At 31.4% G+C, this 18,511-nt stretch carries 15 protein-coding genes; 4 read left to right on the forward strand and 11 right to left on the reverse strand.

Going from position 1 to position 18,511, the window contains the following annotated elements; genetic code table 11:
* Positions 1 to 88: 88 nt before the first annotated feature.
* From BBF96_RS13270 to BBF96_RS13295, 7 genes are all read right to left on the reverse strand, one after another.
* On the reverse strand, positions 89 to 1,156 hold the full coding sequence (locus BBF96_RS13270; RefSeq protein ID WP_127017612.1) for a zinc metalloprotease: 1,068 nt from the start codon (positions 1,154 to 1,156) through the stop codon (positions 89 to 91).
* A gap of 5 nt (positions 1,157 to 1,161) precedes the next feature.
* Positions 1,162 to 3,489 (reverse strand): B12-binding domain-containing radical SAM protein, encoded by a 2,328-nt coding sequence (locus BBF96_RS13275; protein WP_127017613.1) that lies wholly within the window; start codon positions 3,487 to 3,489, stop codon positions 1,162 to 1,164.
* Between the two features lie 15 nt (positions 3,490 to 3,504).
* The gene (locus BBF96_RS13280; protein ID WP_127017614.1) at positions 3,505 to 4,506 is read right to left on the reverse strand and encodes a U32 family peptidase; all 1,002 of its coding nucleotides are present in this window, start codon (positions 4,504 to 4,506) and stop codon (positions 3,505 to 3,507) included.
* Between the two features lie 378 nt (positions 4,507 to 4,884).
* On the reverse strand, positions 4,885 to 6,183 hold the full coding sequence (locus BBF96_RS13285) for a hypothetical protein (RefSeq protein WP_127017615.1): 1,299 nt from the start codon (positions 6,181 to 6,183) through the stop codon (positions 4,885 to 4,887).
* 14 nt (positions 6,184 to 6,197) lie between these two features.
* Positions 6,198 to 7,595, reverse strand: a complete 1,398-nt coding sequence (locus BBF96_RS13290) for a radical SAM/SPASM domain-containing protein (protein WP_127017616.1) — start codon at positions 7,593 to 7,595, stop codon at positions 6,198 to 6,200.
* Between the two features lie 72 nt (positions 7,596 to 7,667).
* Positions 7,668 to 7,790, reverse strand: a complete 123-nt coding sequence (locus BBF96_RS17165) for a hypothetical protein (protein WP_257791991.1) — start codon at positions 7,788 to 7,790, stop codon at positions 7,668 to 7,670.
* 65 nt (positions 7,791 to 7,855) lie between these two features.
* Positions 7,856 to 9,109 (reverse strand): MFS transporter, encoded by a 1,254-nt coding sequence (locus BBF96_RS13295; RefSeq protein WP_127017617.1) that lies wholly within the window; start codon positions 9,107 to 9,109, stop codon positions 7,856 to 7,858.
* Positions 9,110 to 9,348: 239 nt separating this feature from the next.
* Here BBF96_RS13295 and BBF96_RS13300 point away from each other — a divergent pair, with 239 nt between their 5' ends.
* The 4 genes from BBF96_RS13300 to BBF96_RS13315 are packed head-to-tail and all read left to right on the forward strand — an operon-like array spanning position 9,349 to position 13,084.
* Positions 9,349 to 10,449, forward strand: a complete 1,101-nt coding sequence (locus BBF96_RS13300) for a DnaD domain-containing protein (protein ID WP_127017618.1) — start codon at positions 9,349 to 9,351, stop codon at positions 10,447 to 10,449.
* Between the two features lie 31 nt (positions 10,450 to 10,480).
* Positions 10,481 to 11,512 (forward strand): ATP-binding protein, encoded by a 1,032-nt coding sequence (locus BBF96_RS13305; RefSeq protein WP_127017619.1) that lies wholly within the window; start codon positions 10,481 to 10,483, stop codon positions 11,510 to 11,512.
* Positions 11,512 to 12,909, forward strand: coding sequence for a replicative DNA helicase (locus tag BBF96_RS13310; protein ID WP_127017620.1), 1,398 nt, complete (start codon positions 11,512 to 11,514; stop codon positions 12,907 to 12,909). Before BBF96_RS13305 ends, BBF96_RS13310 begins: the two co-directional genes overlap by 1 nt.
* A complete protein-coding gene (locus BBF96_RS13315; RefSeq protein WP_127017621.1) occupies positions 12,899 to 13,084 on the forward strand; it encodes a hypothetical protein in 186 nt (61 codons plus the stop codon). The genes BBF96_RS13310 and BBF96_RS13315 overlap by 11 nt, the downstream gene beginning before the upstream one ends.
* Before the next feature lie 329 nt (positions 13,085 to 13,413).
* Here BBF96_RS13315 and BBF96_RS13320 read toward each other — a convergent pair whose 3' ends face one another.
* The 4 genes from BBF96_RS13320 to BBF96_RS13335 all read right to left on the reverse strand — a co-directional run bounded on the left by BBF96_RS13320 (position 13,414) and on the right by BBF96_RS13335 (position 18,496).
* The gene (locus BBF96_RS13320) at positions 13,414 to 14,274 is read right to left on the reverse strand and encodes a hypothetical protein (RefSeq protein ID WP_127017622.1); all 861 of its coding nucleotides are present in this window, start codon (positions 14,272 to 14,274) and stop codon (positions 13,414 to 13,416) included.
* Positions 14,275 to 15,096: 822 nt separating this feature from the next.
* On the reverse strand, positions 15,097 to 17,046 hold the full coding sequence (gene lonC, locus BBF96_RS13325; protein WP_127017623.1) for a Lon family ATP-dependent protease: 1,950 nt from the start codon (positions 17,044 to 17,046) through the stop codon (positions 15,097 to 15,099).
* Between the two features lie 22 nt (positions 17,047 to 17,068).
* Positions 17,069 to 17,512, reverse strand: a complete 444-nt coding sequence (gene rplI / locus BBF96_RS13330) for a 50S ribosomal protein L9 (protein ID WP_127017624.1) — start codon at positions 17,510 to 17,512, stop codon at positions 17,069 to 17,071.
* An 84-nt stretch (positions 17,513 to 17,596) separates the two neighbouring features.
* Positions 17,597 to 18,496, reverse strand: coding sequence for a DUF2232 domain-containing protein (locus BBF96_RS13335; RefSeq protein WP_127017625.1), 900 nt, complete (start codon positions 18,494 to 18,496; stop codon positions 17,597 to 17,599).
* Between the last annotated feature and the right edge of the window lie 15 nt (positions 18,497 to 18,511).

Raw genomic sequence — 18,511 nt, forward strand, 5'->3', positions numbered from 1 at the left:
ATTGGATTTTTAAATGTTAATGAACAATTAAAAGCGTTATTTATCTTGAGAATTTATTTTCACAAAATTCTTATCATCATCAAATATCTTATCCATGATTGCCCTTTAAGATTTCACGAATAATGAGACGGGTAAAATTTAAACTATAAATTATAAAAAACCCTTTAATCAGAAAATTTTGATAACCTTTCACATGGAAACTGAAAATCTTTATGTAAAATTTACCGAAAACTAATATTCCATATATTATAAAAAATTTATGTAATATAAATGTTAAAAATTTATAAATAGTAATCCATTTAGGCTTTTTAAATTCTGTTTTTTCTCTTAAAAATCTATATCCATCACCTCTAGCAGCAGGAATTAACATAATTGAAATTACATAAAAAGAATAGTATATATTTAAAAGTATTACATCAGTATTTAACAGAAAATTAATCCATATTAATATCGATAAATAAATTGATTGAAAATAAAGACCTCCAATTATAATTCGAGATCGTATATGATTAGTGTAATTTTCAGTTTTCGGAATTTCAGTAAAAATAAATGGCATATTTTTTTTTATACCCAACTTAATACCATTAGGTTTAATTCCATAATATATAGCTATGGTTACATGTCCTAACTCATGAAATATTATACCTAATAAATATAATATAAGGAAATATCCAAACTGAGTTAAGCTTATATTAAAAATATCAAGAAATTTAAATTCAAAAAAAGCAAAATATAAAAATGAATTTATTACAATCAATAACATGTAAGTTTGCACCTTAGGATTACCTAACCAAATTAATTTTTGACATATAAATATAGTAAGTTGTTTTGATAAAATGTTTTTTGTTTTTGTATAATTTTTCTTTCCTACTGTCAAAAGACCATTTTTATAAAACATTTGAAATATATAATTACCTACTTCCTCTACTGATAAGTCATAATTAATAATATTATTAAATTTTTGAGTAATCTCTTCAATTGTACTATTCCCATCAATTAAATTTAATAAAATCATTCCTTCTTCTGATAAACGAAATATAAATTTTTTATTATCTATTATAACTTTAATCGTATATGGTAATTTGTTTTTTTTGGTATTTTTATAAATCTCAATATTTTTAACTAATTTAGGAACAAAATCCTTTGTTATCTTCATTTATATCACTCCAACACTTTTTCATATTGCTCTATAATATATTTAATCACTTTTGAATCATCAATATGAAATTCCTTCTTAATATTTTCTTTTAAAGACATATCATTTTTTTGATCCAAAAGAAAAATTTTAAATAAATCTTTACCGATTTTTTTTAATTTTCTATTGTTATATATATAGTAATTATATTCTTTGTTTTTTACTATAAAAGGAAAATAACTATTTTGTAAATTAAATTTTAAGGGAAAATATACTTGATTATTGGGTTCCTTTTTAATAAATTCAGTAAATATAGGTTTACAGACTTCATAAAAAGTAACTATATTGATATAATCACGTTTATTTTTTTGCCATTCACAATAACGCTTAAGATCACTAATGTTAAGACATTTTGGGCATTTATTACTTACATAACAATTTTTACAATCTCTATCTAGATACACCTTTTTTTTAACTTCCTCAATTTCTCGCAGAAGAATTTGTCTATTCCAACCACTCAATACAGGTCCTGAACAATCACAAAAATGTAATTCACCCGATGAATCAATCCCAAAAGAATTTAAAGTACTGGCAACACAGTTCCTCTTTATCCACTTACATATATCTGTTACAACCAAATTTTTTTCAAATAACTCTCTATTTATACTTACAAAAAATTGATTTTCTATTTCAATAATCCTCACATAAGAACAAAAATCTTCAAAAGATATTGCCTCCACATTATTCATTGTTTTTAAGCTTTTGATAGCATAAATTTCTGGAAACTTTTTAATAACACTTACAACCAAATCTTTAAGAGAAAGAGGCAAATTTAATTTTTTAAATGCAATAATGAAATTTTTTCCGGGAAAAATCGAACTAAGTTTTTTCTTTAAATAAAGATTTTCCCAATTATCATCGAGCCACACTACAACTATTTTCTCAGTCAGATTTCGCTGTAAAAAATCCACATTACTAATTAATAATTCACTTTCAGAATTAAAATATACAGACTTTTCCTTAACACCTTCAAATCTGTAACCTAAATGGTTAGCTTTTCGTTTTTTTCCATGATGATTGTAAAAATCATTAAACGTATTTAGCTCTAATTTTAAATTATAGTTATTTGGATTTATAAACCAAGGTGCTCCAGGTTCTAAATGAATGGGCATAATATTGCAATGTACATTTTTAGAAGTAATCCTTTTCATCCATTCTATTTTTTCAATATATTTTTCCCATATCATGTCTTCATCACAGGGAAGCATCGCAAAATATACATTCACATTAATCCCTAAACGTGTACAAGTCAAAATTTTCTTTTCTAACTCTTCTAAATCATAATTTTGTTCTGTATATTTTTTTCTAAGTTGGTCTGAATAACATCCAGGAGAAAAAATGATTTCAGATTTTTTTAAATCAAATGTTTGAGAAAAATGAGTTAAAAATTGATTAGAAGGTAAATCATAACATTCAAAAGAAAACCCAATATTTAAATTATTCTCTCTGATTAATTTAAAGAGATTTAAATACCACTCATCTGTTAACTCCGGAGGATCAAAACAAACATAGAAACATTGAATATTATATTTTAAAACATTCTTAATAATAGTTAAAACTTGCTCTGGACTACGAAAAACAGGCTTCTTTCGACCAAAAGATTTAATTTGATTTTCTTTCGAACCAGCACAATAACTACAACTTAAAGAACATCCTCGCCCTATTGGCAAGAAAAATCTTGGCTCACCTTCCTGATTAGCATAAATATAACCCTGATAGCTACTATCATTTTCATATAATGACAAATCCCAATCTTCTAATGCATCAAGAAATTCAGAAGAAGCAATAAAAGTTATCATATTTGTTCTAATCTTTTCCTGATCTCTCCAGACTAAATTAGGAACTGATGATAAATTACCTTTTTTTTGATTTAAGATAGATATTAAACGCGTTAAAGGTTCCTCTCCATCACCTCTAATAATAAAATCAACTTCAGGAAATTGGGTAAGAATCTCCTCAGCAAACCAACTGGCAGTATAACCTCCTAGCACAATAACAGGAGGATCGGGCAATTTTTTTAATGCTTTACAAACCTGCAAAACACTATAAGACTGAAAATGCCAATGAAGATTTAAACCAACTAAATCAAATTTCTTCTCTAGAATAAAATCTTCAACTTTTTTGTATTTTCCTCTTGATAAAAGATCACCTAAATGGCATATTTGCAAATAAACTCCTGTATGCTTCTTTACATAGTTTCCTAAACCAATCAAACCTAATGGCGCAGCGTAAATAAAAGAATCTTTTTTATTAAGAGTTTGCGGTACATGCATAAGTAATACATTTTTAATCATAAAAAAACCTCACTTTTATAAATGTTCTAATGAATACTGATCAGGATAATAACATAAAAATTTTTGATCACAGATTTCTGCACTTGATTCACCAAAAAACTCTTCTATACAAGCATCTCTATATTCATCAAAATCATTAATTTGTTCTGCCATTTGGATTGCTTTTCTAATAATTTGTACCCATTTAATACGATCCTCTAAAAACGCTGTTCTACCCACCAATTTTAAGTATTTTACTGAAATATATTTTAATAATTTTATAGAACACAAACCACATTTTGTAATTTTAACATTATTATATTTGATAATAGCATCAGCATTATACTTAATAACACCTTCAATTTTTGTTTTTTCAAATAAATAAGGATCTACTTTATTAACATTTTTCTTTAACTTAAATATGCAAGTACGGCAGAGTGGTGAATAACATACATGATGAATTGAATAACAATACCCCCCATTAAAAAAACAACCTTCATTTAATAAAAATGCTTCATACTCCAAATTTTTATTTGCAAGTATAATTTGATTCATCTCTTTAATTAACACATGCCGAGGAAAGACTATTCTTTCAACATTTAAATCTTTGTAAAAATGAGTTGCAGCAATACTTGTACAATTTGCTTCTCCACTTAAAACTATTTTTATTGGATATTTTTTTTCATTTATAGCTAATAAAAGAGGTAAATTTGATACAATTACACCATCGACAGATAAATCAACTAATTTTTCTATTAAATTTAAAATATAAGTAACCTGAGATTGAGTATAACTATTCTCATTAAAGGTAACTAAAATTTTTTTTCCAAAATAGTGCGATCTTTTTACTGCTTCTGCCAATTCTTCTATCGATGCAAAATTTGCCCAAGGGTACATACTACGACAATTAAGTGGAATTTCGAAACCATATTTTTCTTTCCAATCTATTGGTACAACACCACAGTAAAATTCATTTGCCCCAGCTCGAACTAAAGCTTCTACATCTTCTGCTGAATTTAATGGAGTCTGTATATACATAGGCAACTTTCTCCTCCTTCTTTAAAATAATATCAAAAATTACTTTTTCTTCAAAAATTTATTTCGATGGATTGTGTAATATTTATTGTTTTATTTTAGATTTCCATCTGAGTACTATCAATACTCAAATCCTTATCATACTCAATTCCATGATAATCCTAGACTCTTATAACATATTTTTTCCTTGAAATATCAATTCCAACTACTAAAGTTGTTTTTTTACTTACATAATTTTTCTTTTTTTATATAATTTACTTTGAAGTATCTTCTTAGTTTTTAATTTAGAGGTCAATGCTTCGCCAATACCCTGTATTATATACCTAAGGAAACTTTTTTATGTCTATTTCAATTATTTTTTATTACAGAAATGTTCTTTCTTTAATATGGCATTTCATGATAAAATATCAACCGGTTAATATTTTTATTATGTGCCAAAGCAAAATCAAAATTACTCTTCCAATTATGAAATTGACTAAAAAAACCTCTACCTTTAATCAAACTTTTACTACGCACAGCACCCAAATCTTCTTTAACTCTAACCTTATCCAAAAAATCAACCTCATAACTATAATCACGGCAATTATAATTACAAGGTTGTTGAAATGAGTGTAATGTTTTAAAATCTCTATCTAATACCCCAAGCAAACACATTCTAGAGAAAGCTATAGTATAAAAGGGAAAATGAAGATGCAGTTTTATTGAGTTTCCTTTTGATAAATCTAAAGGAAAACCTTGGGGTAAACAATCTATTTCAACTTGTTCAATCCCTTGCGTATATAAAAATTTTTGGTAAACATGTACACTTAAATCTCCATATCGAAAATTATCCTTACACCTTTTAAATATTTCATTTTTTTCATATGAGTATCTTGGATCTCTCTTCATTTTGACTAATAATCTACCTAAAACAGGTTTAATAAACTTTTTTCCTTTCAATAATTGAAAAGTTCCCCAATTATTGAAAACAACTTCGATTACCTTTCCATGTCTTTGGCCCCAATGATCTATAAAGTCAAATAATATTTCAAATTGTCTTTCATATTTTTGATATAAGGTAGGTGTAACAAATGTCAACTCCAGTTTTTCATCCTTAACTTTTCTCAAAATATACTCTAATTTTTCAGTCGAAGGTAACAATCTAGGGCAAAACTCATGACCATAATAAACTCTATTTAATTTCAATTTTCCAATTAACGTATTTTCTAAGGCCATTTTTTCCTTTATGAATTCAAAAATATCTCTCACAGCATAAATATTAAGTAAATCCTCAAGTTTTGGGTTTACTAAATTAAAAGCTAGCTCAAAAGATAAATCTAATTGATTAGAAATATGTATTTTTTTTATAGAATCTTTTGTATAAAAAGTAAAATTATTTAGAAAATTTCTTTGTTCTTCTGTTAGTTGTTTTATTTTCAATTTATATATTTCTGGCCCAATTAATTCAGGAGAATCAAGTATTAAGTTCTTGAAACATTGAGTAACAATCTCATTGGAATAATTAAAATAATATAAAATAAAGGATGTGTATAAGGGAGTATATTTAACTCTTGAAATCCCCCTAATGATTAGATAATCCGGAGATACTCCCTCAAGATACCCAAAAAATTCTTTTCCCTTGTTATCCTTGATAGTAATTGATAATCTATGAAAATATGCTAATTTATTTATATCGTTCACTAATTTCACACTCCTTAAAATAAACTTTTTATTTTAGCAAGCCCCTCTCGCGCAAATTCAATAGACTGATTTAATGGTATTTTAAATTTTTTATTTAAAAAAGCAATAGCATATTCAATGCCATTATTTCCACCTATTTCAAGTAAAGATGCAAGCTTTTCATCTATTTTGTACAATTTGTTCCGACCATATATATATAAAGTATAATAACCAGGTCGAATTAAATAAATATTAAAACTATCTCTCGAAGGTAAATTTGACTTCAATTCCTTTTGTAATTCATTGCTTAATTTTATATCTTTTAAGTCCAGATCCCCAAGATTATCAAAATATCTTTTATAATATCCTCTCCATAGTCGCCTGGACTTTAAAAAGTTTAAATTATTTTTTGATCCTCTTTTCACTACGTTTAAATATATTTGTTTCCCAATATCGAAATAACTTTTCCTAGAATGACAAGTATTTAAACCATTTGTATGAAAATTTCCGGTTTCTAAATAATGACTATATCCACATCCTCCGCGACACACCTGGAAATAATCACACTTTAAGCAACTGCTATATCTTTGTTTTTTTAGTAAAAACCATTCCCTTCTTTTTTGATAATCAATTCCCGAATCAATATGCCCGATTATAAATTTCCTTAATTTATAAAATTGATAACATGCATAAAGAGAACCATCTGGAGCAATAGTTATTTCCTTTGTACAACTTCTACAATAGAAACATCCACCAATTTTCTCTGCATCTTCATAATTTATTCTTATATATCCATCTATTCCACAATAAGGAGGACGATACCCTTTTAAAAGCCAATCTTCAATTTCTTTGCATAATTCTGGCCAAACCTTTAAGCCCTGTGGCTCTTTTTTCTTGCCATAAAAACAACTATTTACTAAATCAAATTCTAAATCATAAAGTAAATAATCATAAAACTTTTCTTTATATAAATCAAAATAATCATATTTTATCACAGAATTTACTTCTACAACCCCACCTTGTGCATGTATTTTCCGAATAAACTTTCTAGTATTTTCTATAATAATATCACTATATTGCTTTGTTCTAGCACTCATGTCCGGGTCAAGACTTATCTGAACCTTTACCTCAGGATTTTTTGCCAAGAACTCAGCTATTTCTCCTTTCAAAGCTATAGCGTTAGTTGTAAATCCTAAAGCAACATTAGGACATAATTGTTCAACAAAATATTTGAGCACTGGAAAATTTAATAATGGTTCTCCTCCAAAAAATATTATTTCTTTAATATTATTTTTATTGATTTTCTTAATAATTTTTTTTGCTATTTCTAGAGTCATATGATCATTATCTTTTTTATGATTACAATATTCACAAGATAGTTGACACTTGTTTGTCAAATAAATTTTTAAACTATCTAAACCTACAAGAGGCATAAATTCCTCTCTCCTTTCTTTGTTTTTTATTGTTAAGTTTTATTGTTAAGTAGTCTTAAACAGTAAGAAAATTTATTCAGGTTCAGTCCATGCCCAATAATGTTGAGCAGTTACACCACCAGAACCACCATAAAGAGCAAAGTTTTCTTCAACTTCTTCAATCACTAAATCCAATTTCAACTTCTTTTTGGACATTATTTCACCCCCTACTCTAATAATTTTATCTTGAAAGGAATTTAGCCTCTTGCAGATTAACTAAATTAACTATTTATTGATTCAAGAGTATTAAGCCGTTCTTTTGACAATTGAAATATTTCTCTAAATTCAGTATGAAAAATACATAAATAAAGTATAATTGCAATATTAATAAGACCTGCAACTATGTAAATATAAGGAACATTAACATACTGACCAATTACTCCCATTACAAACATGGATAAAGGAGAAAAAGCCAGTGCCATTGTACCAAACAATCCAAAAAATCTTCCCCGTTCTTCCCTTGAAACATATAACTGCAAATTTGTGTTTAATGTCATGTGAGAAAAAACATTCAATACACCCATTAAAATATAGGCAATAATTACAAAATATCCATTAATAATAACACCACATAAAGCTGTTAAAATCCATACACCTAAAGATGAATATAAAAATAAATTCCACTGGCTCTTACGATCAGGAGCTACCAGTGAAGTAAAGAATAATGCAAGAAAAGACCCTAGAGGTTTTGCCGAAAAAATAAAAGCAGCCAATATTGGTGTAGCTTTCAAATTATACTGCAAGTATTTAGGCAAAACAACCAACAATGGAGCACCAAATATATTCAACATGGCTGTATAAACGATAACAGCCAGCAAACTTTTGTTTTTTAAAATTAAATTAATTCCATTTTCGAAGTCTATAATAAAAGAATTTTTTTTTCTTTCAACTTTTCTGGAGGCAGGAATATCTATAAATATTTCTAAAAATCCGGAAATTAAAAAAGTCAAACTATCAATTAAAAACAAAAACCCAATAGAAAATAACTGATATATTACACCGGCAATCCCCGGACCAATTATTTGAAAAATTCTACTGGAAATGCTATTTATCGAATTGGCTCTTAGCAAATCCTTCTCATTGACAATATCAGGATACACTGATTGAATTGCCGGAAGCAAGAAAGCTGAGCAAGAGGCTAAAAAAGGCGCAAAAAAAATCAAATGCCATCCTCTCAACTGATCAAAAAAAGCTAGAATAGCAATAATGAACACAAGAAAACCACTCAATAAATCTGATATAATAATAATCCATTTTCGTGAATACCGATCAACTATAACCCCCGCTAAAGAACTAACTAAGGCCATTGTTAAAGTAGTTATGCTCATTACAGTCCCCAGCAAAAATGTTGAATTATATTTAAATTGTAACCAGAAAATTACAGCCATATGATGAATTCGATTTCCTAAAATTGAAGTGCTTTGTCCAATCCATAATAGTAAAAAATTTTTATTAAAAAGTTTTCTTTCTTCCATAATTAATTATCACCTCTTTTAATTTTCTATATTTTGTTATTCTATATTATATCTTATTTTCCTCCTTGTGTTATTTATTTTTTCTAAATTTTTCTTTAAAATTTACCAAAAACCTGTAACAACATAATCCTTAAAACTTTCTCCCCAGATTGACATTTTTTGAAGGAAGGATTCTTTTAAGAAAAAAAGAAATAATTATTATAATGTACAAGACCGTAAATAAAAGTGAGTGATGGACCATGAAATTATCAGGACAATTAAAGATCAATCACACACAGGAATTGATTTTGAATCAAGATGGCAGCCATTCAATTCGAATCAATCAATCTGTTGAGCTAACCCGAAAAGCAGTAGATGCTGGTTTTTTAAAAAATTTACCCGGAAGTATGCTTTCAGTCTATATTTATCTTCTGACCCATATAGGTCAGGACTTTTCTTTAACAACTACCCCAACTAAAATGGCCAACTACTTACCTCATTCACCTATAGAGATAGAGCTAACATTAAAAATGCTGGAAACTCAGGGGTATATCAAACTAAAAGAAAATATAGATACAGAAAAAAGCTATACTATTACTCTAGCTAAATCTCCAGCTGTTATTTCAAATGAAAGTTTCTCCGATGATTTAGATTTAAATTTCAATCAAAAATCCAATTCCGAAGATGATGTAATCAAATATATTTTAAAACAAAAAGCTTTTTCAGAAAAAGATCTGGTCAGAGCTATTTCCGCAATGATACCTATCCAGAATCTGGATGCAGAATTTAGAAATGAAATAGACTACTGGTTTAATACTTTTGATAAAGAAGTTATTAAAGAATTAATTCGTAGAACCGATGAAGCAAAAAAAAGAGATCCTGAGTTAAACTGTAAGGCATATATGCAAAAAATAGCCAACGAATGGATTGCTGATCAGATATTTACCCTTCCTGATCTTGTAGAATCAGATAAAATCTATCGCGAAACCAGGTCTTTAATTGAAGAATTCGGTATTGAAAAATTTAATGAAATTACCCGAACTCATTTAAAGACTATTCATAGCTGGATTAATGCTGAATCCGAAGATGATTTTGCCTTGAGTGTAGAAGTTGCTAGATTTGCCATTCAAGAAGCTATCCGGCGCAAAAGTGATGGACGACCTTCTCTAAATTATATTGAAGATAACTTTATTAAACCTTTCAAAGAACATAAGATTAAAACTGTAGAAGAAGCAAGAGAGTTTTTACTTCAACGTTCAACCAAACCCATCACTTCCTATAAAGAAAAACTCCCAACCCGGGATACTAAAGAAAGTAAATGGCATCTGGGAAAAGATTATACACGTTTCCGTAAGAATTAATCTGTCCTTAAAATGATTGGGGGTAAATTTTATGGGTTTTCAATTTAACATAGATTTATATGATGACAAAGTGAGAAAAAAATATCTGGAAGCTGAAAGAAATCGAAATCTTATATATCAAAAATATCCAGAAATTAAAGAAGTAGATGAATACCTCCAGAGATTAAAAAAAGAATACCGTCTTTTACAGATCCAACATCTGCTGAAAAAAAATCTAGATCCATCAAAATCCCTCTCTTCTTTAAAAGAAGAAATTAAAGCATTAGAAGAGAAATATCAGGAACTGTTGAAAAAATATAATGTTCCCGCTGATTTTAAAGAACCTAAATGGGATTGTCCTCACTGTATGGATACCGGTCGAGTTTTAAAAAAAGGGGTTACTATGCCCTGTCGCTGCTCTTTTAAACACCGTCGTCAGGTTCTTTTAAGCCGTTCTGGCCTACCTAAGCGGTTAGAACGAGCCAATTTTCAAGATCTGAATTTAAACCTTTATTCAACTGAACCAATGCAGGACAATCCCGAACGTTCTATCAGAGAAAATGCTAAACTGGTCTTCGATGCAGCTAAAAATTTTGCCTACAATTTTGAAGAAGGCAAAAATATGAGGGGACTTCTCATTGAAGGTAATACAGGAAGTGGAAAATCTTATCTTTTAGGATGTATAGCTAACTATCTCATCGACCGGGATATAGAGATTCGCTATATTGTCTATAGTGATCTAATTCAAACCATCAAAACTAGTTTTCATCCTGAAAGTCAGGTCACCGCTGATAAAATATTACGACAATTACAGGAAGTTCCTGTTCTTTTAATAGATGATCTGGGAACAGAATATATTACTGAATTCACCAGTTCCACCCTGTATCAAATTATTGACAAACGTTATCGGGAAGAGCGACCATTCATCGTCACATCTAATTTTTCTCCCAATGAACTCTCTAAAAGGATGGGACTTATGGGCGAGCGAATCTTTGACCGGATTGTAGAAACCTGTGATTATTATCAGCTGATCGGAGATGTACGGGGCCAAATTGCTCTATCAAAACAAGGAGCTGATCAATAATGGCTATTGAAAAATCAGAACTTCCTCAAAAATCTATGGAACTGGATATTCACCGCCAGGAGTTTCAAATTCTAGGGATTATTTTACAGCATCCAGAAAAAATTGATGAAATCGCTGATACTTTACGCCCCCATCATTTCTCCAACCCACGGGCCCAGATGATCTATGAAATGCTGTTAGAGCAGTATCATACCGACAGCCGTCTTTCCAGAACAAAACTATACATTCAACTGAAAAAACAGGGAATTGTCAAAGATCCTGATGAATTAATCAGGGATTTGACCAGCGGCTATGTAGCTCTTTCAGAGCTAGAACCTGCCGTTGAACTGGTTAAGACCCATTATCATAAAAATTTACTGCTTAAAGCAGCAAAAAAAATTGAAAAAATCATTGAAAAAGAAGATCTGTCGATAGATGAATACCAGGCCCGGGCCCAGGATTTAATCTTCCAGGCTACCACTGAAACCGTAAATACCAATAAACACATTTATACCATGGATGAAGCCCTATTAGAGGCCTTTGAAGCTTATATTAACCGGAAACACAATCAGGTGGATAGAGGTCTACAGACAGGCTTTATGTCCTTAGATAAACTAATCGGCGGCTTTAAACCAGGACATTTAATCGTTCTTGCAGCCTCTACCTCTATGGGTAAGACCACCTTTGCCCTCAATATAGCACAGAATGTGCTCAAGCGTAACGAACCTGTAGCGATAATCAGTCTGGAGATGGATGCAATAGAAATTATAGACAGGATGATCCTGGCTGAAGCCAGTGTCCATGGTTGGAAATATTCCCAGGGTGAGACCAATGAAGAAGAAGATCAGCGAATTTCTAAAGCCCTGGATCGGCTCCACGGTTTACCACTATTAATCTCAGATGAAAGAGGTTTAAACGTTTCCCAGATCCGTGCCCGTCTGCGCAAATTTAAAGCTCAATTAGGAAAACTATCCCTGGTTATAATAGATTATTTGCAGCTGATCTCCCTTACTGACGTTAACCCCAACGAATCTACAGCTCGACAGATCGGTAAGGTGGTTGTCCAATTACGTAACTTGGCTTCTGAATTAGGATGTCCCATTATCCTCTTATCCCAGCTCAGCCGGAGTTTCAGTTCCCGTCAGGATAAGCGTCCTATTCTCTCTGATCTACGGGATTCTGGTAACATTGAAGAGGTTGCAGATAGTGTAATCTTTATTTACCGTCATGCCCATACCAGTATAGCAGCCCGGGAAAAGGCTCGGGAAGAGGGAACAGAAAATCATGCAGAGATTATCGTCGCTAAAGCCCGAACCGGCTCAACCGGTAGTGTCACCCTCCTCTTTGAGGATATTTATACCCGCTTCGTGGATCCAGAGAACCTATCTTATGAAGGAATGATACCGAATGAAGAATAACCCAAAATATTCGGTAAGGGATTTTTGCTTTTACTTTACCGAAGCCTATCTGGCTTTGCATGAGCGGGGTCTAATTACTGAAGAACAACTGGAAAAAGTAATAAACCTTCTTGATAGACTTGAAGACTATCCGCCAGATCTTTTTGAAGAAAGACTTAAGAAAATTTTTGATTGAACATGTTAGAAATAACAATTAACATCTAAATTGATGATAAAGTGTTTTTTGATGAAAACAGCGTCTGAAAGCTCCATAAATATCAGACTTTCAGACGCTGTTTTTTATGAAAATACGGTTTATTTATATCATTATCAAAACTAAATAAACAGGTTTCAAACAACCTTTTCTATAGCTTTATAGTATTATTATAATTACTTTTTAATACTGCCCGACATTCTCCTTTAAACAATTAAACACTCATTATCTAAAATGTTATAAAATAACTCTATATGAGCGTTCATGTTCGGTGTATTATTAGGGGCTCAAGAAATTTTAAATGAATTAAATTATTTAAATCTACGTATAGTAATTTGATTTTCTTTAATGAAAAATATTTTACCTGCCTCAGCAGCCAATCTTTCTGCCCTAAACATAATCATTTTTTTATGCCAACTATAATCTGTTAAAGAGAAAATATGAATAATAGGTCCTCCAGTAGTAAAATACAAGCTTTTTGAAGGTTCATGATATGTGAAATCTTTTACATTTTTAGGTAATTGAATAGGTATTTTTTTAATCAGATCTAACTGAGTGGAAAACTTATATATAGCTGTTTTAGAAAGGTAATAAATATTACCAATAGAATCCATGACAAAAGCTCGATTTAATCTACTTAAATCTGGTAAATTTATACTTTTAATCATATCACCATTCATGTCATATATTTGTAGCTGGTTTTTGGAAGGATTTGCAACCACAATTTTTTCTTCATTTAGACCAATAGCCCACCCATCTAAACTACTTCCTGATGCTACATTATCCAGGTCAATAAAAATTTTTGGCATTTCTTCTGTATCTTGTTTGATTTCAATTACCCTAGCTGCTGTATCTAAAAAGTAAATATTATTTTTATTTTTATCAACTGCCAAATAAATAAAACCATTTTCGATCCCGTTAACATTGTACTTATTATTAAAGTAATCTCTTACTTTAAAATATACTATATTTTGATTTTCATGAATTACTCCTTTGATTTCCTGGCCTCTTATTCCTTGACTTACCCCTACAAGATATATTTTATTTCCACAACTAACCAAATCACTAATCGTATCTAAATTATAAGTATAATTTCTTTCATTATTTATGAAAATGAAAATTAAAACAACACATAAAAAGATAAATAGTAATAAACCGATACTTTTACTCACAAAAAGCCCTCCTTTTAATTTTATTTTATGTATATCCACAGTTCTTGAGAGCTGATTGGGTGTCTCTTCGAAAATTACCCGTATCAGGCAAGGCGATTTGACTTCCCAAATCTTTTAAAATTTTTAATCAGAATATATAGAATTCTTTTTTATAAAATGCTGTATTTAGTAAAAACATCAAAAATAAAACGCATTATAAATTTTATTTTATATATTGCAAACTTAGATGTCAAGCATTAATTCCACTACTATGTGGTCATTTGACTTTTTGCATCAATTCGGGGTATATTTTGATTTCCTTCACACTGATTAATTCAAAGATAATCCAAGACCTTCCTGCATCATCCATATAGTTTCCATCTAAACAACCATCCTGACATTGACCAGCTTATCAACTATTGGACTTCGCTACATTTTGTCTGCTCACCTACTGACACCTGCCGGTTCGCTTTAGTTTTGTTCAGATCTTTGACTTAAGACCCTTCAGACTCCACCTCACGCTAACACCTTATCTCTCAGCTAGTGCTTCCGGTTGATTCAATACACAAGTGACTTAAACCCTCTAACTATATAAACTGCCGGGCATATAAAAAAAGACCTCCTTAAAATAACTTGCTGGTAGCAACCAGGTTGAAACAGTAATGAGAATTAATAAGAGGAGTAAAAAAAGTAGATTCTTTTTAGCAAACATCATAACTCCTTCCCTTTTATACTTAAATATTTATACCATTTTATAAATTTTCATAAAATTATATTCGTGATTAACTGCAAAAAGTATAATTTTCTGGACATTAAAAAACCAGCACTTTCGTGCTGGCCAATTTAACTTACCTTTGCTTTTTTCTTCAACGGTGGCATAACCAGATCAATGATCTCTTCCACTCTATCTACTACAGTAATCTCTATACCTTTACAATCTTTCGGTATATCATTAGCATTGTCCTTTGGCACAAAGACCTGTCGGATTCCAGCCCGTTGAGCGCCGTAAATCTTTTCAAACACTCCACCTACTGGCTTAACCCGGCCCTGTATAGAAATTTCACCTGTTACTGCAATATCCTGACGTATGGGCCTATTTTCAATAGCACTAATAATAGCTAAAACAATTGCAACACCTGCAGATGGACCGTCAATTCGACCTCCACCAACCACATTCACATGAATATCATAATCAGCAATATCCTTTCCTGTCAATTTCCGAACCACAGAGGCCGCATTAAAGACAGAGTCTTTTGCCATACTGCCAGCTGTCTCATTAAATCTCAACCGGCCTTTACCTTTTTCTGAAGCTTTAAAAGCAATAGCTTCTATCTCGATCACCGAGCCCAGATAGCCACTCACTCCCAAACCAAAAATCTTACCAACTTCCAGAGTATCAGAACCTTTAATACTTACATAAGGCGTTAAGCGACTAATCTGAGCCACTTCATAGATATGGTCTTTTGTAATAGTAATCTCAGTCTCTTCTTCTCCCTTGCCAGCTTGATTCAGTTCATATAATGCCAGGCCATAAGCATCTGCCAGAATATTGATCGCTTTCCGACCCTCAACAGTATAGGTGCTAATTACTTCATCCACACCCACTTCAAGTTTTACCTTTAATTTAGCCGCTGCATTATTTACGATCTTTTTAATATGCTCAGGTGTCAGCGGTTCAAAGAAAACCTCTGCTGCACGGGACCGGAAAGCAGGATTAATTTCTGATGGATCCCGTGTCGTTGCACCAATCAGAAGAAAATCTGCAGGTGCCCCATCTTCAAATAATTTCTTAATGTATTGAGGAACACTTTCATCAGTAGGATCATAATAAGAAGACTCAAAATAAACACGCTTGTCCTCCATAACTTTCAGCAGTTTATTCTGAAGCATCGGATCCATCTCGCCCAACTCATCAATAAAAAGAACACCGCCATGAGCTTCAGTTACCAGCCCCAGCTTAGGTTCTGGAATACCTATATCAGCCAGATTCTTTCGTGCTCCCTGATATATAGGGTCATGGACAGAACCCAGCAGTGGGTTAGTTACTTCCCTTGGATCCCACCGGAGGGTAGAACCATCTACCTCCACAAATTTTGCCTCTTCATCAAAGGGTGTCCGGGGCATCTTTTTAGCTGCCTCTAAAACCAAACGGGCAGCAGTAGTTTTGCCCACTCCCGGAGGGCCATATAAGATAACATGCTGTGGATACGGAGATGCCACTTTAGACATCAGGGCCTTAATTGCCCTCTCCTGGCCAACAATCTCTTCTAAACTAGTTGGACGAAGTAATTCCATTGCAGAGCGCGAAAGACCCCTCTGTTCCAATTTCTCCAATTCGGCATATTTTTTTAAAGTCTGAGGGTTATCAGCTCCTTCAGACTCCCGAACAATCTGTTTTTTAATCTCCTGAATATACTCATTATGCTTCTCCTGCATCTTTTCCGTAACCTGACGCTCAATTTTTTCTTCCACTGTCTTACGGGCAATAATATCGGCAATTCCATCTTCTATCTCTTCTAAAATTGCGGGAATCTCTTTTTCAGATGGAATCTCATCAATAGTAGGGTCTTCAAATACAATTCTCTGCAATGCTACTACCCGCTCTGCTAGATCAGTAGAACGCATCAGGTTTAAAGCTTCCAATTTTCCTGCCTTTAAAACAAGTTTATCTGCTCCATATAAATTCGAGAGCAAACTAAAAAGAACCGTAACCTGACGACGCAATTGATTTAACTCAAAATCCTTTTCAGTCATGCCGCTTTTTTTAAATATCCTCTGAATCAAATCTTTCATTTTTTGCCCCTTTCCTTCTAAACTAGGCTTCCACAACCTTCACCTTAAGTGTAGCAGTAACTTCCCGATGTAATTTGACATCAACTTTATGCATACCTAATTCCTTAATATTTTCTTTAAGTTCAATTTTCCGTTTATCTACATTAAAACCTTCCTTTTTTAAAGCTTTTGCAATATCTGAACTGGTTACAGAACCGAATAGACGGCCATTTTCACCAGCTTTAACCTTTATCTCAAATACATTTTTCTCCATCCTGGCCTTCAAATCTTGAGCCTCTTTTAATTCTTTCTCCTGTTTCTTTTTCTCAACTTTTTTCTTATGTTTCAAATCGGCCAGATTACCCTCAGTTGCTTCTTTTGCTAATCCTCGGGGAATCAAAAAATTACGACCGTAACCATCAGCAACTTCAACTACTTCTCCTTCTTTACCAACACCTTTAACATTTTTTAACAATATTACCTTCATACCTCCATCCCTCCATATAAAGATTATATATCAAATTTTGAGTACTGACAATCTTTATTTACCTAACAATTGATACCAACATTCCTATTCTTCCTGTTTTTTAAACCCCCTCAATTGAAAGAGGTTGTCTACAAGTCCTAATATAAAAAAGCTGATACTAAATAACATAATGCCTATAACGATTATCGTATTTCGAATCCATGAGTAAATTCCCCACTTATCACCATAATAAACTACAACTGCAATCCCTTCACTCATCAAAATAAAAGTCAAAATAAATATAACATTTACGGATACCGGGTCTTTTGGCATAATCTCGAAGAGAAAATATAGAAAAGCAATCCACCGAGGAAACATCCATTTTTTGATCGGTTTGAGCTTAGGAATATCAAAACCCCGATAGCGTAGTAAAGCGGCAGACAGATAATAGGTAATCAAACCGAAAAAAATAAATATAATAATAGTCATTCCCGGTATTATTGTCATTATATCATCCACAATCTTTCTTTTCAAATTAATCGGTATTTCAGTCCTTAAAATTTCTTCCCATATATTTACACTTTCTATAAACCATCCTTTCATAGATTGAATTATTCCATATCTATAAGCTAGATAATAAAATAATAAACCTGAAATACCTGAGGCAATTACTGAAATTAAAGCAGTTCGGGATGGTTTAATCTTTTCATAAAATGCTCCACCAATTGTTACTCCTAATAAACCAAAACTGATCAGAGCAATAACCAGACCCATAAAACCAAAAAATAAACTATTGAACATTCCTGTCCAAATAATAGCTAAAGTTCCCGAACGGTGTCCATATTTATTTAATAAATAAATATAAGGTAATGGCATTATAACAATCAAAAATATTAATTGAATTATCAATTCTGGAATCCGGACCACACCCAGGCTAAAAATCCCACCTAAAATTCCAACCAGAAATATGTCACGCCTTTCTTTAGCTTTTATTTCTTCACCCATTAGCCCAACACCCAC

It is taken from the genome of Anoxybacter fermentans (assembly GCF_003991135.1).
In the GTDB taxonomy this organism is placed as follows: domain Bacteria; phylum Bacillota; class Halanaerobiia; order DY22613; family DY22613; genus Anoxybacter; species Anoxybacter fermentans.

Coding starts and splice junctions, on each gene's coding strand:
- BBF96_RS13280 (WP_127017614.1), bottom strand. CDS start 4,506: ATGTATATACAGACTCCATTAAATTCAGCAGAAGATGTAGAAGCTTTA.
- BBF96_RS13335 (WP_127017625.1), bottom strand. CDS start 18,496: ATGGGTGAAGAAATAAAAGCTAAAGAAAGGCGTGACATATTTCTGGTT.
- BBF96_RS13295 (WP_127017617.1), bottom strand. CDS start 9,109: ATGGAAGAAAGAAAACTTTTTAATAAAAATTTTTTACTATTATGGATT.
- rplI (WP_127017624.1), bottom strand. CDS start 17,512: ATGAAGGTAATATTGTTAAAAAATGTTAAAGGTGTTGGTAAAGAAGGA.
- BBF96_RS13310 (WP_127017620.1), top strand. CDS start 11,512: ATGGCTATTGAAAAATCAGAACTTCCTCAAAAATCTATGGAACTGGAT.
- lonC (WP_127017623.1), bottom strand. CDS start 17,046: ATGAAAGATTTGATTCAGAGGATATTTAAAAAAAGCGGCATGACTGAA.
- BBF96_RS13305 (WP_127017619.1), top strand. CDS start 10,481: ATGGGTTTTCAATTTAACATAGATTTATATGATGACAAAGTGAGAAAA.
- BBF96_RS13315 (WP_127017621.1), top strand. CDS start 12,899: ATGAAGAATAACCCAAAATATTCGGTAAGGGATTTTTGCTTTTACTTT.
- BBF96_RS17165 (WP_257791991.1), bottom strand. CDS start 7,790: ATGTCCAAAAAGAAGTTGAAATTGGATTTAGTGATTGAAGAAGTTGAA.
- BBF96_RS13300 (WP_127017618.1), top strand. CDS start 9,349: ATGAAATTATCAGGACAATTAAAGATCAATCACACACAGGAATTGATT.
- BBF96_RS13275 (WP_127017613.1), bottom strand. CDS start 3,489: ATGATTAAAAATGTATTACTTATGCATGTACCGCAAACTCTTAATAAA.
- BBF96_RS13270 (WP_127017612.1), bottom strand. CDS start 1,156: ATGAAGATAACAAAGGATTTTGTTCCTAAATTAGTTAAAAATATTGAG.
- BBF96_RS13290 (WP_127017616.1), bottom strand. CDS start 7,595: ATGCCTCTTGTAGGTTTAGATAGTTTAAAAATTTATTTGACAAACAAG.